Here is a 20,919-nt window from a genome sequence, read left to right as displayed (position 1 = left end):
TCCGGGTGCCGCTCCATTCGCCGGGGAGCGGCGGCGAGCCGAACGGGGCTGGCCGGAGGGCTTGTTACCGGCCGGTCGCTTCCCTATCATCGCGAGTGTGACAGCTGTACTGTCACACCCCGTCGGAAGGGTTCGGCAGCCAGTGCACGACACGAGCGCAACACCGGAACGGGCCCGCGCGACCGGGCCGCTGGCCGGGGTGCGGGTGGTGGAACTCGCCGGGATCGGCCCCGGGCCGTTCGCGGCGATGCTGCTCGGCGACCTCGGCGCCGACGTGGTGCGGATCGACCGGCCCGAGCCCTCGCCGCTGGGGACGGACCCGGCGTACGACCTGACCAACCGCAACAAGCGCTCGGTGCTGATCGACCTCAAGGCGGCCGACGGCCCCGGCCGGGTGCTGGACCTCGTCGAGCGCGCCGACCTCCTGATCGAGGGCTACCGCCCCGGCGTCGCCGAGCGCCTCGGCGTCGGCCCCGAGGCCTGCCTGGCGCGCAACCCCGCGCTGGTCTACGGGCGGATGACCGGCTGGGGCCAGGACGGCCCGAGGGCCGCCACCGCCGGGCACGACCTCGGGTACGCGGCCGTGGCCGGCGTCCTCGGCCTGGTCGCCGGCCCCGGGGGAGCGGCCGAGGCGCCCGGCATCCCCGCCAACCTGCTCGGCGACTACGCGGGCGGCTCGCTCTACCTGGTCGTCGGCCTGCTCGCCGGGCTCCACCACGCCCGCGCCACCGGCACCGGCCAGGTCGTGGACGCCGCCATCGTGGACGGCGCCGCGCACCTGGGCAGCATGCTGTGGGGCCTGCTCGCCGCCGGTCGCTGGCAGGACCGCCGGGGCGTCAACCTGCTGGACGGCGGCGCCCCGTTCTACGCCGTCTACCCGGCCTCGGACGGCGGGCACCTGGCCGTGGGCGCGCTGGAACCGCGCTTCTACGCCGAGTTCGCCCGCCTGCTCGGCCTCGGCCCGGACGCGCCCGGGCAGTACGACCTCGCCCGCTGGCCCGAACTGCGCGCCCGCATCGCCACGCGCTTCGCCACCCGCACCCGGGCCGAGTGGGAGGCCGTCTTCGCCGGAAGCGACGCCTGCGTGGAACCCGTCCTGACGATGCGTCAAGCCTCCCTGGACGAACACCTCCTGGTGCGCGGCACCTACGTCGAGGCGGGCGGCATCACCCAGCCCGCCCCCGCCCCGCGCTTCTCCGCCACCCCCGGCGCGCTGCGCCGGCCCCCCGCCCGCCCGGGCGCGGACACCGCCGAGGTGGCCCGCGACTGGGGCGTGGCATCCATCGACTCGGCTGCGGACCAAGGAGAGTAGCGTTGCAGCGGGACATCTTCACCGAGCAGCACGAGGACTTCCGGGCCACCGTGAAGGCCTTCCTCGCCAAGGAGGTGCTGCCGCACTACGACCGGTGGGAGAAGGACGGCATCGTCGACCGCTCCGCCTGGCTCGCGGCCGGCCGCCAGGGCCTGCTCGGCCTCGCCGTCCCCGAGGAGTACGGCGGCGGAGGCACCCCGGACTTCCGCCACGCCGCCGTGCTGGCCGAGGAGTTCGCCCGGGCCGGCGCCTCCGGCCTCGCGATCGGCCTGCACAACGACATCATCGGCCCGTACCTGACCTCCCTCGCCACCGAGGAGCAGAAGCGCCGCTGGCTGCCCGGCTTCTGCAGCGGCGAGCTGATCACCGCGATCGCGATGACCGAACCCGGCACCGGCTCCGACCTCCAGGGCATCCGCACCCAGGCCGTCGACCACGGCGACCACTTCCTGCTCAGCGGCGCCAAGACCTTCATCTCCAACGGCATCCTCGCCGACCTCGTGATCGTCGTCGCCCGCACCACCCCCGAGGGCGGCGCGCACGGGCTGAGCCTGCTCGTCGTCGAGCGCGGCACCCCCGGCTTCGAGCGCGGCCGCAACCTCGACAAGATCGGCCAGAAGGCCCAGGACACCGCCGAGTTGTTCTTCCAGGACGTCAAGGTCCCCAAGGAGAACCTGCTCGGCGAGCTCAACGGCGGCTTCGTCCACCTGATGCAGAACCTCGCCCAGGAGCGGCTCACCATCGCCGCCGCCGCGATCGCCGGCGCCGAGTACCTCGTCGAGATCACCACCGAGTACGTCAAGCAGCGCGAGGCCTTCGGCCGCCCGCTCGCCAGGCTCCAGCACGTGCGCTTCGAGATCGCCGAACTGGCCACCGAGTGCGCCGTCACCCGCGCCTTCGTGGACCGCTGCATTACCGAGCACAACCGCTACGCCCTCACCCCGGCCGACGCCTCGATGGCCAAGTGGTGGGCCACCGAACTCCAGAAGCGCACCGCCGACCGCTGCCTCCAACTGCACGGCGGCTACGGCTACATGAACGAGTTCCCGGTCGCCAGGGCGTTCGTCGACGGCCGCATCCAGACCATCTACGGCGGCACCACCGAGATCATGAAGGAGATCGTCGGCCGCTCGATCCTCGGCTGACCCTCCGGGCCGGCATCGCCAACCCCCCTGCCCCGAAAGGCGTTTCACCGTGACCACCGAAGCGTACGTCTACGACGCGATCCGCACCCCGCGCGGCCGGGGCAAGGCCACCGGCTCGCTGCACGGCACCAAGCCGATCGACCTCGTCGTCGGCCTCATCCACGAACTGCGCCGCCGCTTCCCCGGCCTGGACCCGGCCGCGATCGACGACATCGTCCTCGGCGTCGTCAGCCCCGTCGGCGACCAGGGCTCCGACATCGCCCGGATCGCCGCCGTCGCCGCCGGACTGCCCGACACCGTCGCCGGCGTCCAGGAGAACCGCTTCTGCGCCTCCGGCCTGGAGGCCGTCAACCTGGCCGCCGCCAAGGTCCGCTCGGGCTGGGAGGACCTCGTCCTCGCGGGCGGCGTCGAGTCGATGTCCCGGGTCAAGATGGCCTCCGACGGCGGCGCCTGGTTCGCCGACCCGATGACGGCCTACGAGACCAACTTCGCCCCGCAGGGCATCGGCGCCGACCTCATCGCCACCATCGAGGGCTTCTCCCGCACCGACGTGGACGCCTTCGCCGCCGAGTCCCAGGCCCGCGCCGCCAAGGCCCAGGCCGACGGCCTGTTCGACCGCTCCGTCGTCCCGGTGCTCGACCGCAACGGCCTGGTCGTCCTGGAGCGCGACGAGTTCATCCGCCCCGGCACCACCGTCGAGACCCTCGCCGGCCTCAAGCCCTCCTTCGCCGCCATCGGCGAGGCCGGCGGCTTCGACGCCGTCGCCCTGCAGAAGTACCACTGGGTCGAGGCCGTCGACCACGTCCACCACGCCGGCAACTCCTCCGGCATCGTGGACGGCGCCGCCCTCGTCGCCATCGGCAACCGCGAGGTCGGCGAGCGGTACGGGCTGCGCCCGCGCGCCCGGATCGTCTCCGCCGCCGTCTCCGGCTCCGAGCCGACCATCATGCTCACCGGCCCCGCCCCGGCCACCCGCAAGGCCCTCGCCAAGGCCGGGCTCACCGCCGCCGACATCGACCTGGTCGAGATCAACGAGGCCTTCGCGGCCGTCGCGCTGCGCTTCGTCCGGGAGATGGGCTTCCGCCACGACCAGGTGAACGTCAACGGCGGCGCCATCGCGCTCGGCCACCCGCTCGGCGCCACCGGCGCGATGCTGCTCGGCACCGTGGTCGACGAGCTGGAGCGGCGCGACCTGCGCTACGGCCTGATCACCCTCTGCGTGGGCGGCGGCATGGGCATCGCCACCGTCGTCGAGCGCGTCTGACCCTCCCTCCCAGACCTGGAGCCACCTGAGATGAGCGACACCACCACCATCCGCTGGGAGCAGGGCCAGGACGGCGTCGTCACCCTCGTCCTCGACGACCCCACCCAGTCCGTCAACACCATGAACGAGGCCTTCACCGCCGACTTCGAGGCCGCCGTCGACCGGCTCGCCGGCCTCGGGGACGCGCTGCGCGGCGTGGTCGTCACCTCCGGCAAGAAGACCTTCTTCGCCGGGGGAGACCTCAAGCTGCTCTCCGCCGCCCGCCCCGACGACGCCGCGGGCGTCTTCGAGAAGTCCATGCGGATCAAGCGCTCGCTGCGCCGGCTGGAGACCCTCGGCCGGCCGGTCGTCGCCGCGATGGGCGGCAGCGCGCTCGGCGGCGGGCTCGAACTCGCCCTCGCCTGCCACCACCGGATCGCGCTGACCAACCCGGCCGCCCGCTTCGGCTTCCCCGAGGTCACCCTCGGTCTGCTGCCGGGCGGCGGCGGGGTCGTCCGCACGGTGCGGCTGTTCGGCATCACCGACGCGCTGCTGACGTTCCTGCTCCAGGGCCGCCAGTACCGCCCCGAGCAGGCGCTGGAGCACGGGCTGGTGCACGAACTCGTCGACTCCCCGGAGGAGTTGACGGCCCGGGCGAAGGCCTGGATCGAGGCCAACCCGGAGGCCGTCCAGCCCTGGGACGTCAAGGGCCACAAGATCCCCGGCGGCACCCCGGCCACCCCCGCCTTCGCCGCCAACCTGCCCGCCTTCCCCGCCAACCTGCGCAAGCAGCTGAACGGCGCGCCCTACCCCGCCCCGCGCAACATCCTCGCGGCCGCCGTCGAGGGCTCCCAGGTCGACGTGGACACCGCGATGGTGGTCGAGGCCCGCTACTTCACCGAGCTGGCCTGCGGGCAGACCAGCAAGAACATGATCCAGGCGCTGTTCTTCGACATGCAGGCCGTCAACTCCGGGGCCGGGCGCCCGAAGGAGGTCGAGAAGCGGCTCGTGCGCAGGGTCGCGGTGCTCGGCGCCGGAATGATGGGCGCGGGCATCGCCCACACCTGCGCCAAGGCGGGCATCGAGGTCGTCCTCAAGGACGTCAGCATCGAGGCCGCCGAGCGCGGAAAGGCGTACAGCGAGGGCCTGCTGAACAAGGCGATCGCGCGCGGACGCTCGACGGAGGCGAAGCGCGACGCCCTGCTCGCGCTGATCACCCCCACCGCCGAGGCCGCCGACCTGGCCGGCTGCGACGCGGTGATCGAGGCCGTCTTCGAGAACACCGAGCTCAAGCACAAGGTGTTCCAGGAGATCGAGGGCGTCGTCGCCCCCGACGCGCTGCTCTGCTCCAACACCTCCACCCTGCCGATCGGCCAGCTCGCCGAAGGCGTCGAGCGGCGGGCGGACTTCATCGGCCTGCACTTCTTCTCGCCCGTCGACAAGATGCGCCTCGTCGAGATCATCCGGGGCCCCGAGACCGGGGAGGAGGCGCTCGCCCGCGCCTTCGACCTCGTCCGGCAGATCGACCGGACGCCGATCGTGGTCAACGACTCGCGCGGCTTCTTCACCTCGCGGGTCATCGGGCAGTTCCTCAACGAGGGCGTCGCCATGGTCGGCGAGGGCGTCCACCCCGCCTCGATCGAGCAGGCCGCGGCGCAGGCCGGGTACCCGGCGAAGGTGCTCTCGCTGATGGACGAGCTGACCCTCACGCTGCCGCGCAAGATCCGCGACGAGTACCGGCGCTCGGTCGAGGCCGTGGGCGGCGCCTGGACGCCGCACCCGGCGGACGCGGTGGTCGACCGGATGGTCGACGAGTTCGGCCGGCCCGGGCGCAGCGGCGGTGCGGGCTTCTACGAGTACGGCGAGGACGGGCGGCGCGGGCGGCTCTGGCCGGGGCTGCTGGAGCACTTCGGCGGGTCCGTCGAGGTTCCCTCCGAGGTTCCCTTCGAGGACCTCAAGGAGCGGATGCTCTTCAGCGAGGCGCTGGACTCGGTGCGCTGCCTGGAGGAGGGCGTGCTGACCTCCGTCGCCGACGCCAACGTGGGCTCGATCCTCGGCATCGGCTTCCCGGCCTGGACGGGCGGGGTGTTCCAGTACATCAACGGCTACGAGGGCGGCCCGGCCGGCTTCGCGGCCCGCGCACGGGAGTTGGCGGCGGCGTACGGGGAGCGGTTCGCGCCGCCCGCGCTGCTGGAGCGGATCGCGGCGGAGGGGCGGACGTTCACGGACCGGGGCTGAGGTTCACGGACCGGGGCGGACGTTCACGGACCGGGGCTGACGGTTCATCGAAGCGCGCCGGGTGGGGCCGTCTCCTCGGGGACGGCCCCACCCGGCGCGCTCTTGAGCTGCCCGCTGAGCTGCCCTCGGAGTTCCTCGCCCAACTCCTCGCGCAGGAACCGCTGGAAGGCGGTGACCAGGGCCTGGGCCACCATCGGCTGGATGTGGTCGGTGAGCGCCTTCATCCGGGCCAGGTCCTCGGCGTCCGGCGCGCTCTCCCGGTACGGCTTCCAGACCGTCTCGCGGAACAGCCGCTGCAGCTCGCGGGCCGTCGCCCGGCTGTGCTCCAGGACGACGGCGCGGGCGGCGAGGAGGGTCTCCAGCGGGATCGGGACGTCCAGGATGCGCACGCCCAGCGGGAGCAGGCCCGGGTCCGCCCGGAACAGCTCCGGGTCCTCGGTGCGCTCCAGCGCGCCCATCGCCACCAACCGGTCGACCTGCTCCTCCGACAGCCCGCGCCCGGCCCGGCGCTCCAGCTGGGCGCGGCCCAGCTCCTCGGCGGCGCCGGGGGTCCAGGAGGCCACCAGCGCGCGGTGTATCGCCAGGTCGAGGGGGGAGCTGTCCTGCGGCAGGCGGGCGAGGTAGCGCTCTATCGCGGCAAGGGTGAGCCCCTGGCGCTGCAACTCCTCGATCAGCTCCAGCCGGTCCAGGTGGGCGGCCCCGTACAGCCCCACCCGGCGCGGGCCCAGCTCCGGCGGCGGCAGCAGGCCCTTCGTCCCGTAGAACCGCACCGTGCGCACCGTCATCCCGGCCCGCGCCGCCAACTCGTCCACCGTCAGCCGCGCCTCGCCGCCCATGGTGCCGTCCCCGTCCGCCGCCCGTGCGCCCTGCTTCCGGGCGCTGTCACACCGCTGCTGTGACAGCAGAAGTGTGACAGCGCCTGCCGGGCCGGTCCACCGGGGCCGGTGGCGCGCTGTGACCGGCGAGTCGGTTCGGTGCGGGCCCGGGTCGGTGTGGGCCCGGGTCGGCGGGCTCGGCCCGGACTCGGCCCGGGCTCGGCCCGGACTCGGTTCAGCGGGAGGCGGGGCCGGTGAGGGTGGGGTGGTGGCGGCGGGTGACCTCGGGGTGGGCGCGGGTGTAGCCCTTCCACTCGTTGAGGCCGAAGTCGGCGAACAGCGGGTTGTCCGGGTCCTCGGTGGCGCCGGGGGCGTGGTGGGCGTGGGGGAAGTCGAGCGGCGCCACGTGGGCGTCGAGGCGGGGGTTGTAGAAGAACGGGACGGAGAAGCGCTCGCGGGCGCCGACCGGGCTCACCACGCGGTGATTGGTGGCCTTGAGGTAACCGTCCGTGGCCACTTCGAGCAGCTCGCCGAGGTTGACCACGAAGGCGCCCGGCATCGGCGGGACCTCCAGGAAGCCGCCGTCCGGCAGCTCCACCTGGAGGCCGCCCACGGTGTCCTGGAGCAGCAGTGTGATGAAGCCGTAGTCCTTGTGGGCGCCGACGCCCTGCCCCGCGCCGTCCGGGGCGGTGCCCGGGTACCGGACCAGCTTGAGCCGCAGGTGGGGGTGGCCGGCGAAGGCCTCGTCGTAGAAGTCGGGGCTGGCGCCGATCGCGGCGAGCAGCTCGTGCAGCAGCCTGCGGGCGACCGCACCCAGCCGGTCGATCCAGCCCAGCGCGGCGCCGCGCAGCTCGGGCAGCGCCTCGGGCCACTGGTTGGGCCCCTCCAGCCACCAGTACGGGGGCTCGCCCTCGCCGGGCACGTGCGCGGGCAGCTCGGCGCCGATGTCCAGCTGGTCGCGCCAGTCCTGGCTGCCGCCGGTGCGCTCGTCGCCGGTGCGGGTGTAGCCCCGGTAGTGGGGGGAGTTGAGGTTGCTCACCGTGAGCCGGTCGGCCTCGGGGAGGGCGAAGAAGGCGCGCATCGCGTCGGTGAGCGCTGCCGTCTCCTCCGGCGTGACGCCGTGGCCGACGAGCTGGAAGAAGCCGACGCCGGTCGCCGCGGCGCGCAGCTCGTCGTGCAGTCGGCGATGCTCCTCGGGGCCTCCCTCGGCGAGGGAGAGGTCGATCACCGGGAGGGCGTCGAGCCGGCCCGGTGAGGCGGGGGCGGCGGGGGTGCCGGAGCCGTTTTCGGGTACGGGCGTGTGCTGCTGCGTCATTGGTGACATCCGCTGGTCTCGTCCCGGCTCGGCCCGGTGATCGACCGAGGGTGACCGGAGGACCCGCCTGGTGCGGAGGGCGCCCCGGGAGCCGGGTGGTGGTGGCGGCCGGAGCCGCCGTGAGGGTGGGTGGCGCGAGGTTCAGCTGGAGCGTCGACAGGACATGCTCGTCACGCGGAGCAGGTCCACGTGGCGGCGTCGAACAAGGATGAGCACCTCACCAGCCTAAATGACCGTTTCCGGCGCGGGCGAGCCCCCTGCAGCGATGGGCCACTCCTCTCCTGTCGGTTGTCCTGTCGGTCGTCCTGCCGGTGGCCGGTCGGTAGCCGGTCGGTAGCCGGTCCTTCCTCGGGCGATGCCTCCTTCTCAGGCGTTGTTGAGGTGGGCGAGGACGGCGAGCACCCGGCGGTTGTCGTCGTCGGAGGGCTGGAGGTCGAGCCGGACGAAGATCGACGCGGTGTGCTTGGCCACCGCCCGCTCGGTGATCACCAGTTGCTGGGCGATCGCCGCGTTGGACCGCCCCTCCGCCATCAGCGCCAGCACCTGCCGCTCCCGGGGGGAGAGCGTGGAGACCGGCCCCGCGGAGGAGTTGTGGGTGAGCAGGCGGGTGATCACCTCCGGGTCCATCGCCGTGCCGCCGTCGGCCACCCGCCGGATGGCGTCGATGAAGCTGGCGCCGTCCAGCACCCGGTCCTTGAGCAGGTAGCCGATCCCGCCGGTGCTGCCGGCCAGCAACTCGCGGGCGTAGAGCTGCTCGACGAACTGCGACAGCACCAGCACGGGCAGGCCCGGATGCTCCTTGCGGGCCGTCAGGGCCGCGCGCAGCCCCTCGTCCGTGAAGGTCGGCGGCAGCCGGACGTCGACCACGGCGATGTCCGGCCGGTCGGCGGCCACCGCGGCGAGGAGCTCCCCGCCCGTCTCGACGGCCGCCGTGACCTTCATGCCGTTGGCCTCCAGCAGCCTCGTCAGGCCGTCCCTGAGGAGGAAGAGGTCTTCGGCGATGACAACGCGCACGGGATCTCCAGGTTCACGATGGTCGGACCACCGGGTGGGCTGCTGATCGCGAGCACCCCGTCGAAGGCGGCCAGTCGGCGTTCGGTTCCGCTGAGACCTGTCCCCTTGGACGGGTCGGCGCCGCCGCGCCCGTCGTCGGTGATCGATATCCGCAGCAGCCCGTCACTGTGCCCTATCTCGATCCACACGTGCGAGGCCCCGGCGTGCTTCACCACGTTCGCCAGCAGTTCCGTCACCGCGAAGTAGGCAGCCGACTCCACCGGGGCCGGCGCCCGGCCGGGCAGGGCACCGGAGAAGGTGACCGGCAGCGGCAGATCCAGCGCCGTGGCCTCGACCGCGTCGGCCAGCCCCCGGTCGGCCAGCACCGGCGGGTGGATGCCCCGGACGAGGTCCCGCAGTTCGCTCAGCGCCTTCACCGAGGAGAGCCGGGCCTCCGTCAGCAGCGGCCCGATCGCCTCCGGGTCGTGCTTGAGCTGCTCGGCCACCGTCAGCAGCATGCCCAGGGCCACCAGCCGGGCCTGCGCCCCGTCGTGCAGGTCCCGCTCGATGCGGCGCAGTTCGGCCGCCCCGGCGTCGATGGTGTCGGCCCGCGTCCGGGCGAGGTGGCGGACCCGCAGGGCGAGCTCGGCCTCCCGCGTCGGGCCGAGCAGGGCCCGGGCGGCCCGCTCGTGCAGCCGCAGCACCGGCGGTGCTGCCCACAGCGCGGCGGCCGGGCCGAGCCACAGGAAGATCCCGTACACCATGAAGAGCGGGAAGAGCAGCCCGTTGCGGCCGAAGACCTCCAGGGCGATCGGCGTCAGCACGACGGCGGCGGCGGTGAACAGCACGGCGCAGCCGGTGAGCAGCGCCCAGGCCGCGTCCCGCCACGTCGCCGGGTCCGCCAGCCAGCCGCCGACGCGCAGCCGCCGCCAGGGGCCGGCGTCCTCCGCCGGGCGGCGGTACGGCACCGGCACGGGCCGCCCGCTCCACCGGCCCACGACCCGCCTGCTCTCCGTCGCGATCCAGCGGGCGCCCAGCAGCCCGAACACGACCATCGCGGGCGCCAGCCAGAACGACGCCGCCCGGCCGCCGGGCGGGGCGCCACCGTAGACGTGGGCGGCCATCACGGCGAGCGAGCCGGGGGCGAACAGGGCGGCCCCGACCGCCCGGCCGCCGCCCCCGGTGGCCCAGCACAGCGCCCACAGGGCCACGGGCGCCATCGGCACCGCCAGGATCAGTGGTCCGCCGAGCGTCCTGAACGGCTCGGTCTCGTCGGGCCCGAACAGGGCCGTGGCCAGCAGCACCGGCCCGGCCAGCAGCGAGACCAGCCCCACCACGGCCAGCGTCACCACGTACCAGGCCCGCACGCCGTCCACCACGGCCCGGCCGACCCTCCGCACGATCCTCCCGGGCAGGCCCGGCTCCCTGCGTGTCAGCGTCCCCACCGTCACGGTTCCTCCTCTCCGGCCTCCGGGCGGCGGCCCGGAGTCCTGTTCCCGGAGCCCCCGTCGGCCCGGTCCTCGATCCGTCGGAAGGAAGTCTGCACAACTGGGCGACCCGAATTCTCTAGGCCTGGACACCCAGTTCGAGGTGTATCTGGATACACCCCCGAGACACCGTCCAGGCGGCTGTCGACGGAGTGGTCCGATTACGTAGCGTCATGTCCCGTCAGCCGGCCCGGAGTTCCGGAGTCGGTCCGCACGACCTTTCCCATGACTTTCCCCACGACCTTGGAGGGAACGTGAACGCGCCGATCATCCGGCTGCGCGGCGTCGGCAGGACGTACGACAGCTCGGACACCGCCCACCCCGCGCTGGCCGGGCTGGACTTGGAGGTCCGGGCCGGTGAGGCGCTCGCCGTGCTCGGCCGCTCGGGCAGCGGCAAGTCCACCCTGCTGAACCTGATCGCCGGCCTCGACCGCCCCAGCGAGGGCAGCGTGGAGGTCGACGGCGTGGCCGTCCACGAGCTGGGCGAGGCCGCGCTGGCCGAGTACCGGCGCGCGCGGATCGGCATGGTGTTCCAGTTCTTCAACCTGCTGGACGACTTGACGGCCCTGGACAACGTGCTGCTCCCGGCCCAGCTGGCGGGGACGGGCCGTGCCGAGGCCCGGGCGCGGGCCGCCGAGCTGCTGGAGCGGCTCGGGGTGGCCCGGCACGCCGGAGCCCTCCCGGGCCGGCTCTCCGGCGGCGAGCGCCAGCGGGTCGCCGTGGCCCGCGCCCTGATGAACCGTCCGCCCCTGCTCCTGGCCGACGAGCCGACCGGGGCGCTGGACACGGCCTCCGCCGCCGATGTCCGCGACCTGCTCCGGGGGCTCAACGCCGAGGGCCAGACGATCCTGCTGGTCACGCACGACACCGCGCTCGCCGAGGCCTGTGCCGGCCGCACGATCGAGCTGCTCGACGGCCGGCTGGTCCGGGACACGGCCGTCGGGTCCGAGGCCGTCGGGCGGTCGGCCGGGCAGTCCGCAGCGCAGCCCGCCCCGCAGTCCGCCGCGCAGCAGGGGGCGGTGCGATGAGCGCCCTGGGCAAGGTGGTCCGGGCCGGGGTCGGCCGCAAGCGGGTGCAGACCCTCGTCATGGTGCTCACCACGATGATGTCCGTCACGGCGTGCATCCTCGCGGTCGGGCTGCTGGTCGCCGCCCGGGCGCCGTACCAGCACTCCTTCGACGCCCAGCACGGCGCCCACCTCAACGCGCTGTACGCCCCGGGGGCGAGCCCCGCCCAGCTCGCCGCCGCGGCGCACGCGCCGGGTGTGACGGCCTCGGCCGGCCCCTACCCGGCGGTCAGCGTCCAGCCGCGCTCCGAGGGCACCGAGATCCCGCCCTCCGGCAGCCTGCTCCCGCCGATGACGCTGATCGGCCGGGCGCAGGACGGCCCGATGGACGATCTGCAGATCACCAGGGGCCGGTGGATCGCCGGCCCCGGCGAGGTCGTGTTCCTGGACGGGCACTCCCCGATCGCCGTCGGCGACAGCATGCGGTTCACGGACCTCCCGGGGCAGCCAGTGCTCAAGGTGGTCGGCCTGGCCGCCTCCGTCTCCTGGAGCGCGGACGGCTGGATCGCCCCCGAGCAGATCGCCGGGCTCACGGCGCCGGGCACGACGCCGGGCTCCCAGTACCTGTACCGCTTCGCCCACGCCGACACGGACGACGAGGTGACGGCCGACCGCGCCGCGCTGGCCGCCGCCGTGCCCGGCGGGGCCCTCGTCAAGGTCACCTCCTACCGCCCGGCCCAGCAGGAGGCCAACCGGACGGCCTCCACCTTCGTCCCCTTCGTCACGGCCTTCGGGGTGCTCGGCCTCGCCATGTCGGTGCTGATCATCGGTGTGGTGGTCAGCGGGGCCGTCAGCGCCGCGACCAGGCGGATCGGCATCCTCAAGGCCCTCGGCTTCACCCCGGCCCTGGTGGCCCGGGCCTACGTCGGGCAGGCGCTGATCCCCGCGGGGATCGGCACGGCCCTCGGCGTGCTCCTCGGCAACCTGCTCTCCGTGCCCGTCCTGGGCGTGGCCCACAAGGCGCTGCGCGGCGCCGAGCTCGGCATCCCGCCCTGGGTGGACGTGGTGGTGCCGCTGGCCGCGCTGGCCGCCGTGGCGGGCACGGCGCTGGTGCCCGCGCTCAGGGCCGGGCGGCTGCGCACGGTCGAGGCGCTCAGCGTCGGCCGGGCCGCGGGCGGCACCAGGAGCGGCTCAGGGAGCGGCGGGTCCGGCGCCCGGGGCGGGGCCTCCGGCCTGCGGGGGTGGATCGACCGCCTCCCCGGCCCCCGCGCCCTGACCCTCGGCCTGGCGAGCCCGCTCAACCGCCCGGCCCGCTCGGCGACCACGGCCGCCGCCGTGGCCCTGGGCACGGTCGGGGTCACCCTCTGCGTCGGGCTGACGCTCTCCCTGGGTTCCGTCCAGGACGGCTTGGAGGCCGGCCGCTCCAGCAAGGTCGTGGTCGACGTCCCGTTCGACGGGGACAAGGCCGTCGACCACGTGGACGAGGCGGCCGTGGCCCGGGCGATCCAGGGCCGCCCCGGCACCCGGGCCTGGTACAGCAGCGTCCCGTCCCCGGCCGCCCTGGCGGGGGACACCGGCCGCTCCCAGGTGACGGCCCTCAGCGGGGACGCCTCCTGGGACGGGTACCAGCTGGTCTCCGGCCGCTGGTTCCACGGCCCGGGGGAGGTCGTGGTCGGCTCCGGCTACCTCCGCGCCAACCGGGCCAAGGTGGGGGACACGGTCACCCTCACCGACCACGGCCGCACCACCCGGGCGACGATCACCGGCGAGTTCCTGACCACCGGCGGCCAGGTGCTCCTCGACCGGGCGACGCTGGCCCCGCTCGGCGACGACATCGCCCCCGAGGCCTTCGTCTTCCACATCGACCTCACACCTGGAACGGACACCCAGGGCTACGCGGACGGGCTCGCCGCCGCCGTCAAACCGCTGGGCCTGAGCGCCGAGCCGGGCGGGGGCCGCATCAACATCGTCGTGCTGGCGATGAACTCCCTGGCCGGGATGCTCACCCTGCTGCTCACCTCGGTCGCCGGCCTCGGGGTGCTCAACACGGTGCTGCTGGACACCCGGGAGCGGGTGCACGACCTCGGCGTGCTCAAGGCGCTCGGGATGTCGCCCCGGCAGACGATCGGCATGGTCCTCACCTCCGTCAGCGGCACCGGGCTGATCGCCGGGCTGATCGGGGTGCCGCTCGGGATCCTGGTGCACCACCTGGTGATGCCCGCGACGGCCCGGGCGGCCGGGATCGGCGTTCCCGACGCGGACCTGGCGGTGTTCGACCCCTCGGTGGTGGGGCCGCTGATATTCGGCGGCCTGGTGCTGGCCCTGCTCGGGGCCGCCCTCCCCGCCGTCTGGGCGGCCCGGACCAGGACGGTCACGGCCCTGCGGACGGAGTGACGGAGCGGGCCGGGGCGGGCGGAGTGGCGTCCCTCGCCCGCCACTGCACCCGCCCGGCCGCCTGTTCCGCCAGGCTGGCTCAGGCTGTCCGGCTCAGGCCGGCCGCGCCTCCGCGTACGCCTCCATGGCCGCGCGCTGGTAGGCGGCCAGGCCCGGGGCGATGGCCTCGTACGCGGCGCGCCACTGCTCGTTCTCCGTGCAGGAGCGCGCGATCGCGAGCCACTCCTCCGCCGGGACGGCACCGGGGCCCGAGGCGTCGCCCGCTGCGTCACTGGGCAGTGAGCCGGGCAGTGAGCCGGGGAGCGAGCCGGGGAGCGAGCCGGGGAGCGAGCCGGGGAGCGAGCCCGCGCGGACGGCGACGAGCATCCGGTGCTCCTCCTCGATCATCCGCTGCACGGGCTCGGCCCCGGCCGGGTGGCCCGCCGCGAGCAGCTCCGCCAGGCGGATCATCCGGGCGGTGCGCTCGCGCTGGCCGGCCTCGATCTGCTCCGGGGTCATCGCGGCGGTCGCCCGGCGGGCGGCCTCGGCCTGCTCGGGGAAGTCACGCAGGCTCGCGTCGACGTCGGCGGGCTGGATGCCCTCGAACAGGTTCTCGGGGCGGTTGATGCTGGTCACGGTCGTACCGTCCTCTCGGGCGCGTTCCAGGTCGGCGATCGTGCGGGAGACGGTGGCGGCGAGGGCGTCGAGCCGCTCGCGCTCGGCGAGGAGCCGGCGGTGGTGGCCCCGCAGGGCCTCCAACTCGTCGACCTCCTCGCCCAGGATCAGCGCGATCTCGCTCAGCCCCACACCCAGTGCCCGCAGCACGAGGATCTGCTGGAGCACCAACAACTGCCGCTCCTCGTAGTAGCGGTGGCCGTTGGAACCGATCCAGGCCGGGGGTAGCAGCCCGATCTCGTCGTAGTGCCGCAGGGTGCGTGCGGTCACCCCGCTCATCCGCGCCACCTCGGCGATCGGCCAGGCCACGGCCACTCCTCGTCCCACGCATGTGCTCGACCAGGGCCGGTTCCTCCGGCCCTGGTCACGACCGTACGAGCTGCCGCTGCGGCAACTTCAAGCCCGACTCCGCACTCGACCCCGAGCCCGACCCCGAGCCCGACCCCGAGCCCGATTCCGACCCCGGCGAACAGGGCCGCCCGTCACCCCTCGCCGAACCAGTCGAGCGACTGTCCGTGCGGCCCGGTGAAGGCCACCGGCCGCTCGTCCAGGGCGAGGAGGAAGAGGCCGGAGCGGCTCGGTGCGACCCCGTCGGGGAGCCGCCGGGCGACGGTCGGCAGCACGGGCAGGGCCTCGTTGGAGATCCAGTGCCCCGGCAGCTCGCGCATCGTGGCGGCGAACTCCTCCCGCGCCTCCGGCGGCAGGTAGGCCAGCACGGCGCTGTGGAACACCACCGGAGTCGCCCCCGCCGGCGCCTGCGCCACCAACTCCCGTACCGTCGCGTTGAGATCGCCGCGCACCAGGTGCGGCGGCTCGGCCCGGGCGACCCGTACGGCGCCGCGCAGCCGCTCCAGCCGGTGGGTCTGCTCCGGCCAGACCAGCGCCTCCAGCCAGCGCATCTCCTCCTCGGAGCGGACGTCCAGCGGGTTGAGGTCGATCCCGGCCCGCCACACCACCTCGGGCATCCGCACCCCGGGCCCCACCCCGACCGGAGCCGGCCCGCTGACCGCGCAGTCCAGCGTCACCATGTCCCCGGAGGCCTCGGAAGCCCCGGAGCCCCCGGAGCCCCCGAACTCCCGGACGGCCCCGCCCTCGACGGCACCTCCGCCCCCGACGGAGTACCGGTACCGGTACCGGTCCGGGTACAGGCACAGCCCCGCCGAGGCGCCGACCTCGATCAGCGCGAGCGGCTGCGGCAGCGAGGCCAGCAGCGGCAGCAGCGTGGCGCACCGCCCGGCCTCGTTGGTCTGCGTGCTCCGCTCCCGCATCGCCGCCGATACCCCGCCCCAGTGCGCCTCCGTCCAGGCGCGGAACTCCGGCCACCCCGCCGCCACCGGTCCGCCCAGGAACCGGACGGCGCCGAACAGCAGGTTGGGCTGCCGCTTGGCCTCCGGCAGCTCCTCCAGCAGTTCGACCAACCGCCCGTCCCCGGCCACGCGTTCGGCGAGGTCCTGGTAGACCGCCGAGTTGCCGCGCGCCTCGTTCTCGGCGAAGCGCCGGTAGAGCCCGCGCACGGAGCCTTCCGCACCACCGTCCATAGTGCCCATTCCCACCCGAATCCCCCTGGACTTCCGTGCCGCTGAACAGAATTGGACCGACCTTGGAGGCGCCTTGGTCATCCCTTTGCCACCCGCTGGACGATCGCTAACCCGGGCCCCGCGAGAGTGAGGCCACCCGGAGGATACGCCTCCGGAAAGCCGTGCAACTCCCCACCCCAGGAGGTCCCATGAGGCCCGCGTTCCGTACCCGCACCGTGCTCGCCACCGCCGCCGTGGTGGCGGCGGTCGGCACCTTCACCGCCGGGGTCGGCGTCGCCCAGGCGGGGGAGGGCGAGAACCGCCGCGGAAAGTCGAGCGAGCGCGAGATCGCCGCGCTCTTCGACCAGTGGAACACCGCGCTGCAGTCCGGCGACGCCGAGGAGGTCGCCGACCGCTACGCGCCGGACGCCGTCCTGCTGCCCACCGCCTCGCCGGTGATCCGCACCGACCGCGCGGGCATCGTCGACTACTTCGAGCACTTCCAGCAGAAGAAGCCGCGCGGCGAGAAGATCCGCTCGGTGATCAACGTCCTGGACGCCAACTCGGCCGTGGACGCGGGCCTCTACCGCTTCCACCTCACCGACCCGAAGACCGGCGTCACCAAGGCGGTCGAGGCCCGCTACAGCTACGAGTACGAGAAGCGCGGCGGCAAGTGGCTGATCATCAACCACCACTCCTCGGTGCTCCCCGCCGAGGGCTGAGCGCGCCCCGCTGCGCCGACCGCTGCGCCAGCCGCAGCGAGATCCGCACGCTGAGCCCGCCGCCGGGCGCGTCCGCGAGGGCCACGGTGCCGCCGTCGTCGGTGACCAACTGCTTGACGACGGCCAGCCCGAGGCCCGAGCCGGACCGCCCGGTGAGGCCCTGGCCGCGCCAGAACCGGTCGAAGGCCCGGGACTTCTCGGCGTCCGACATCCCCGGGCCCTGGTCGAGCACCTCCAGCAGGACCTCCCCCTCCGGGCCGTCCCCGGCGGGCCGCACGCCCGGCCGAACACCCGGCAGGACGCCGGGCAGGACACCCGGCCGGGCACCGGGCCGGACCGTGATCCGCACGGTGATCCGCCCGCCGTCCGGGGAGACCTCCAGCGCGTTGGAGAGCACGTTGTCCAGCACCTGCTCCAACCCGCCCGGCCCGGCCAGGACGGACAGCTGCTCGCCCGCGGCCTCCTCCGCGACCGAGCCGACCGAGCCGACCGAGCCGACCGCGCCGGCCGCGACGGCCAGGACCACCGACACCCCGCGCTCCGCCGCTGCCGCCCGCCACACGCCCAGCCGCTCCTCGACCAGCTCGCGCAGCGCCACCGGCTCCGGGACGGACACCTTGGCCTCCGCCCGCGCCAGCACCAGCAGCCCGTTGACCAGCCGGCTCATCCGCACCACCTCGGCCGTGGCCAGCTCCACGTCCTCCCGGACGAACTCGTCGTCCACCCCGTCCGCGATGTTGTCCAGCGACAGCCGCAGCGCGGTGAGCGGGGTCCGCAGCTGGTGGGAGGCGTCCGCGACGAAGATCCGCTGCGAGGCGACCAGGGTGTCCAGCCGCTCGGCGCCCTGGTTGAGGGTGCGCGCCAGGGTACGGGTCTCCTGCGGGCCGGTGACGGGGGAGCGGGCGGTGAGGTCGCCGTCCCCGAACCGGCTGGCCATGTCGTTGAGCTGGCGCAGCGGCTTGGTGAGCAGCCGGGCGACGATCGCGCCCAGCCCTGCCGCGACGGCCAGCACCCCGACGGCGAGGACGGCCCGGAAGCCCCAGATCCGCCACAGCCGGTCGCTGAGGTCGGCGGTCGCGTAGCGGATGCGCACCGCGCCGACGATCCGCTCCCCGTCGTCGCGGGCGTGCGCGGGCACGGTGACGACCAGCTCCGGGCCCCACACGAACCGCGAACCCCAGTCGGCGGTGCTGCGCCCCTCCCGCAGGGCCCGGGTCAGCGCCGCGTCGCCGTCACCGGAACCCCGAGTGACGGAGGCCAGCGGCGGCACGGCCGACCCGTCCGCCGCCACCACCTCGACCCGCCCGGGCGTCTCGTCCGCGTACGCCCGGGCGACCCGGGCCAGCGCCTGCCGAGCCGCGGCGTCCCCGTCGCCGTCCCCTCCGCTCCTGCCGTTCCCGCTGCTCCCGCCGTTCCCGTCGCCGAGCAGCAGCGCCATGGTCGTCGCCTCGCGCCGCACCGACTCCTCGGTGTCCCCGCGCAGCTGGGCGGTCAGCGTGAACGCCACCGGCACGGTGAACGCGGCCAGCGCCACGCCGACCAGCAGCACGTAGCTGACGATCAGCCGCCGGATCACGGCGAGCCGCCACTGTTGCCGCCACCGCCACCGCCACCGCCACCGCCGCTGCCGATGTCGTCGCCACCGTCAGGGTCCACGACCAGCCGGAACCCCACCCCCCGCACCGCCTCGATGGCCACCGCGCCCGCGAGCTTGCGCCGCAGCGCCGCCACGTGCACGTCCAGCGTCTTGGTCGGCCCGAACCAGTTGGCGTCCCAGACCGCCTCCATGATCTGTTCGCGCGACATCAGCGCGCCCGGCTCCTCGGTGAGGAAGGCCAGCAGGTCGTACTCCTTGGGGGTGAGCGCCACCTCGGCGCCGTCCAGCCGCACCCGGGCGGCCCGGCGGTCGACGGTCAGCCGGGGCCCGTACCGGTCCGGTCCGGCGACGGGCCGGGCGCCGTCCGGCCCGCCGTGCTCCCCGTGCTCCGCGCACTCCCCGGGCCGCACCCGCCGCATCACCGCGCGGATGCGGGCGATGACCTCGCGCACGCCGAAGGGCTTGGACACGTAGTCGTCCGCGCCGATCTCCAGCCCGACCACCCGGTCCGTCTCGTCGCTGCGGGCGCTGATCACGATGATCGGCACGCCCCCGCGCCGGCGCAGCGCCCGGCACACGTCCAGGCCGTCGGTGTCGGGCAGCCCGAGGTCCAGCAGCACCAGGTCGTACGGTTCCGGCTCGGCGAGCGCCGCCGCCCCGGTGGTCACCCAGGTGACCGCGAACCCGTACCGGACCAGCCCGCGCCGCAGCGACTCCGCGACCGGTTCATCGTCTTCCACCAGCAATACGCGCACGGTGGCACCCTATTGACCTGCGCCGACCGTTCGAACACCCGGGCCCGGCCGGTTCGGCCGCACGGGTGGTTCAGCGCCCGGGCCCCGGCTGCCAGTCCAGGCCCGGGTACGGGCGCGGCCGCAGCACCCGCAGCAGCGCGGTCCCCGCCCACACCACCACCGACAGCAGCGCGTAGAACAGCAGCAGCGCCCAGAACGGCGTCGCCGACACGCTCTGGTCCTCGAACCGGCACCACGCGTCCGGCGGCAGCCAGGACGCGCCGGTCTCCAGCAGCTGCCCGCCGCCCGTCACCAGGCCCCGCTCACAGCGTTGGTCGAAGTCCAACGACCGTGCGTACAGCAGGCCGTACACCGTTCCGGCGGCCGCGAGCGAGAGCAGCGCGACGGTGCCGAGCAGCACCGCCCGTCTTCGCCCGCCGCCCGCCGTACGGATGTTCGTCACCGGGGCAGCGTACCGGCGCGCCGCGCCCCGCGAGGCGGGGATGCGGGGACGCCGCGAGGCCGGGACGCCGGGAGTGCGCCCGCCGGGCCGCCGCCGGGGATCACCCCAGGAGGCCGCCCAGGTACCCGTCCTCGGCGAGCAGCCGCCAGGAGCAGCCCGGGGAGGCGAACGCCGCCGGGTCGACGGCCTCCACCAGCCCGTCCACCACCGTGCTCAGCAGCGACTGCGGGTCGAACACCGCCCAGGTCTCCCGGCCCCGGCCGCCCTCCCAGCGCTCCCACTCGGCGCGTAGCCGCCCGTACGTCCACAGCGCGTACAGCAGGGCGGAGAGGTCCCGGTTGAGGTACGCCTCCGGCTGGCCGTCGTCGTACCAGTCCGGCAGCTCCAGCCGGCCGGTGACGCCGTCCAGCGCGATGGTGAGGTCGGTCGGCCAGTCGCCGAGGGCCAGGAAGTCCCGCTGGTAGGGGCGCTGCTCCTCGCCGTCGAAGTACTCGGGGTACGCCTGCCCCATGGTGACCAGCGGCTCCGCGCAGGCGCCGAAGAACGCCCCGCCCATCGGCAGGCCGATCTCGGTGAGCAGCTGCCGGGTCGGGCCGTGCCGCAGGGCCTCGGGCAGGGTCTCGGGCCGGTAGCGGTGCACCAGGCCCGGGCCGTCCTCCTCGTCCGTCAGCGCGGCCAGCTCCTCGACCAGCTCCGGGCCGATCGCGTACGCGGGCCCGTCCGCCCCGCCGGGCAGCGCGCCCCAGCCCAGGGCCCGCACCAGCAGCGCGGTGTCCCAGTGCGCGGGCGGAGCGGCCTCGGGCCGGTCGAACAGCGCCGGGTCCAGCTCCCGCATCCGCCGCCGCGCCCCGGCCATCACCTCCGCCACCACGGCGGGGCCGCGCCGCCCGTCCAGCGCCTCCGCCCGCCGGGCCCCGTCGGCCACCGCGTCGACCTCCCGCACCAGCGCGGCCAGCGCGGGCAGGCCGGAGGCCAGCCGGTCCCGGCGCGCGCCGCTGTCGCCGAGGAACACCTCACCGGTGACGCCGTCCAGCAGCACCAGCCCGCCGGCGACGGCGAACGGCGCGCGGTACTGCGTCTCCCCGAGGACGTACAGCCGCTCCGCCCCCGACGGGAGGTCCCGCAGCGGGCCGTCGCCGAGCACCCCGAAGTCCAGGAACGCCCCCGCCTCCGGCAGCCCGCCCCCGACCAGGAACTCCCGGCTCCCCACGTGCACCAACCCGCCCGGCAGCCCCGCCGCCACCCGCGCGCACCCCATCCGCCGCCCCCTCGCCCTCCACCCGC

The 20,919-nt window shown here is 74.7% G+C and carries 17 protein-coding genes; 7 read left to right on the top strand and 10 right to left on the bottom strand.

Annotated elements, in window-relative coordinates; all coding sequences use genetic code 11:
- Positions 1-142: 142 nt before the first annotated feature.
- The 4 genes from ACIRRS_RS06010 to ACIRRS_RS05995 are packed head-to-tail and all read left to right on the top strand — an operon-like array spanning position 143 to position 5,938.
- Positions 143-1,312: a CaiB/BaiF CoA transferase family protein gene (locus ACIRRS_RS06010; protein WP_402965712.1), complete on the top strand. Its 1,170-nt coding sequence runs from the start codon at positions 143-145 to the stop codon at positions 1,310-1,312.
- Positions 1,313-1,314: 2 nt separating this feature from the next.
- Complete coding sequence (locus ACIRRS_RS06005) at positions 1,315-2,457, top strand: acyl-CoA dehydrogenase family protein (RefSeq protein WP_402965709.1); 1,143 nt, start codon at positions 1,315-1,317, stop codon at positions 2,455-2,457.
- A gap of 49 nt (positions 2,458-2,506) precedes the next feature.
- On the top strand, positions 2,507-3,721 hold the full coding sequence (locus tag ACIRRS_RS06000; RefSeq protein WP_402965706.1) for an acetyl-CoA C-acetyltransferase: 1,215 nt from the start codon (positions 2,507-2,509) through the stop codon (positions 3,719-3,721).
- 30 nt (positions 3,722-3,751) lie between these two features.
- A complete protein-coding gene (locus ACIRRS_RS05995; RefSeq protein WP_402965703.1) occupies positions 3,752-5,938 on the top strand; it encodes a 3-hydroxyacyl-CoA dehydrogenase NAD-binding domain-containing protein in 2,187 nt (728 codons plus the stop codon).
- 44 nt (positions 5,939-5,982) lie between these two features.
- On the opposite strand, the gene ACIRRS_RS05990 is transcribed toward ACIRRS_RS05995, so the two are convergent.
- The 4 genes from ACIRRS_RS05990 to ACIRRS_RS05975 all read right to left on the bottom strand — a co-directional run bounded on the left by ACIRRS_RS05990 (position 5,983) and on the right by ACIRRS_RS05975 (position 10,512).
- Positions 5,983-6,774, bottom strand: coding sequence for a MerR family transcriptional regulator (locus tag ACIRRS_RS05990; RefSeq protein ID WP_402965700.1), 792 nt, complete (start codon positions 6,772-6,774; stop codon positions 5,983-5,985).
- A 214-nt stretch (positions 6,775-6,988) separates the two neighbouring features.
- Positions 6,989-8,068 (bottom strand): isopenicillin N synthase family dioxygenase, encoded by a 1,080-nt coding sequence (locus tag ACIRRS_RS05985; protein WP_402965697.1) that lies wholly within the window; start codon positions 8,066-8,068, stop codon positions 6,989-6,991.
- 366 nt (positions 8,069-8,434) lie between these two features.
- On the bottom strand, positions 8,435-9,082 hold the full coding sequence (locus ACIRRS_RS05980; RefSeq protein WP_402965694.1) for a response regulator: 648 nt from the start codon (positions 9,080-9,082) through the stop codon (positions 8,435-8,437).
- A complete protein-coding gene (locus ACIRRS_RS05975; RefSeq protein WP_402965691.1) occupies positions 9,034-10,512 on the bottom strand; it encodes a histidine kinase in 1,479 nt (492 codons plus the stop codon). The genes ACIRRS_RS05980 and ACIRRS_RS05975 overlap by 49 nt, the downstream gene beginning before the upstream one ends.
- A 290-nt stretch (positions 10,513-10,802) precedes the next feature.
- Between ACIRRS_RS05975 and ACIRRS_RS05970 the strand changes: the two genes are divergently transcribed.
- Both ACIRRS_RS05970 and ACIRRS_RS05965 read left to right on the top strand, forming a co-directional pair.
- Positions 10,803-11,576 (top strand): ABC transporter ATP-binding protein, encoded by a 774-nt coding sequence (locus tag ACIRRS_RS05970; RefSeq protein WP_402965688.1) that lies wholly within the window; start codon positions 10,803-10,805, stop codon positions 11,574-11,576.
- A complete protein-coding gene (locus ACIRRS_RS05965) occupies positions 11,573-13,948 on the top strand; it encodes an FtsX-like permease family protein (protein WP_402965685.1) in 2,376 nt (791 codons plus the stop codon). The genes ACIRRS_RS05970 and ACIRRS_RS05965 overlap by 4 nt, the downstream gene beginning before the upstream one ends.
- A gap of 93 nt (positions 13,949-14,041) precedes the next feature.
- Here the strand turns inward: ACIRRS_RS05965 and ACIRRS_RS05960 are convergent, their stop codons facing one another.
- Positions 14,042-14,911 carry a MerR family transcriptional regulator gene (locus ACIRRS_RS05960; RefSeq protein WP_402965682.1) on the bottom strand — a complete coding sequence of 290 codons (870 nt, stop codon included), beginning with the start codon at positions 14,909-14,911 and terminating at the stop codon, positions 14,042-14,044.
- A 173-nt stretch (positions 14,912-15,084) separates the two neighbouring features.
- Positions 15,085-16,140, bottom strand: a complete 1,056-nt coding sequence (locus tag ACIRRS_RS05955; protein WP_402965679.1) for a DUF2332 domain-containing protein — start codon at positions 16,138-16,140, stop codon at positions 15,085-15,087.
- Between the two features lie 188 nt (positions 16,141-16,328).
- On the opposite strand from ACIRRS_RS05955, the gene ACIRRS_RS05950 reads away from it, so the two are divergent.
- Positions 16,329-16,841, top strand: coding sequence for an SgcJ/EcaC family oxidoreductase (locus tag ACIRRS_RS05950; RefSeq protein WP_402965676.1), 513 nt, complete (start codon positions 16,329-16,331; stop codon positions 16,839-16,841).
- On the opposite strand, the gene ACIRRS_RS05945 is transcribed toward ACIRRS_RS05950, so the two are convergent.
- From ACIRRS_RS05945 to ACIRRS_RS05930, 4 genes are all read right to left on the bottom strand, one after another.
- Positions 16,804-18,417, bottom strand: a complete 1,614-nt coding sequence (locus tag ACIRRS_RS05945) for an ATP-binding protein (RefSeq protein ID WP_402965674.1) — start codon at positions 18,415-18,417, stop codon at positions 16,804-16,806. The genes ACIRRS_RS05950 and ACIRRS_RS05945 overlap by 38 nt on opposite strands.
- The gene (locus ACIRRS_RS05940) at positions 18,414-19,193 is read right to left on the bottom strand and encodes a response regulator transcription factor (RefSeq protein WP_402965671.1); all 780 of its coding nucleotides are present in this window, start codon (positions 19,191-19,193) and stop codon (positions 18,414-18,416) included. Before ACIRRS_RS05940 ends, ACIRRS_RS05945 begins: the two co-directional genes overlap by 4 nt.
- Positions 19,194-19,263: 70 nt before the next feature.
- The gene (locus tag ACIRRS_RS05935; protein ID WP_402965668.1) at positions 19,264-19,635 is read right to left on the bottom strand and encodes a hypothetical protein; all 372 of its coding nucleotides are present in this window, start codon (positions 19,633-19,635) and stop codon (positions 19,264-19,266) included.
- 100 nt (positions 19,636-19,735) lie between these two features.
- Entirely contained in the window at positions 19,736-20,893 is a 1,158-nt protein-coding gene (locus ACIRRS_RS05930; protein ID WP_402965665.1) for an SUKH-4 family immunity protein, read from the bottom strand.
- Between the last annotated feature and the right edge of the window lie 26 nt (positions 20,894-20,919).

Origin of the sequence: Kitasatospora sp. NPDC101183, assembly GCF_044767945.1 — a bacterium.
Classification (GTDB): Bacteria; Actinomycetota; Actinomycetes; order Streptomycetales; family Streptomycetaceae; genus Kitasatospora.
The sequence above is the reverse complement of the archived record's forward strand: the minus strand, read 5'-3'. Positions and strand labels throughout refer to the sequence as shown.

Bases quoted from the DNA above. Each gene is read 5' to 3' on its own strand.
- ACIRRS_RS05985 (WP_402965697.1), bottom strand. From the start codon at position 8,068: ATGACGCAGCAGCACACGCCCGTACCCGAAAACGGCTCCGGCACCCCC.
- ACIRRS_RS05995 (WP_402965703.1), top strand. From the start codon at position 3,752: ATGAGCGACACCACCACCATCCGCTGGGAGCAGGGCCAGGACGGCGTC.
- ACIRRS_RS05950 (WP_402965676.1), top strand. From the start codon at position 16,329: ATGAGGCCCGCGTTCCGTACCCGCACCGTGCTCGCCACCGCCGCCGTG.
- ACIRRS_RS05930 (WP_402965665.1), bottom strand. From the start codon at position 20,893: ATGGGGTGCGCGCGGGTGGCGGCGGGGCTGCCGGGCGGGTTGGTGCAC.
- ACIRRS_RS05965 (WP_402965685.1), top strand. From the start codon at position 11,573: ATGAGCGCCCTGGGCAAGGTGGTCCGGGCCGGGGTCGGCCGCAAGCGG.
- ACIRRS_RS05990 (WP_402965700.1), bottom strand. From the start codon at position 6,774: ATGGGCGGCGAGGCGCGGCTGACGGTGGACGAGTTGGCGGCGCGGGCC.
- ACIRRS_RS05955 (WP_402965679.1), bottom strand. From the start codon at position 16,140: ATGGACGGTGGTGCGGAAGGCTCCGTGCGCGGGCTCTACCGGCGCTTC.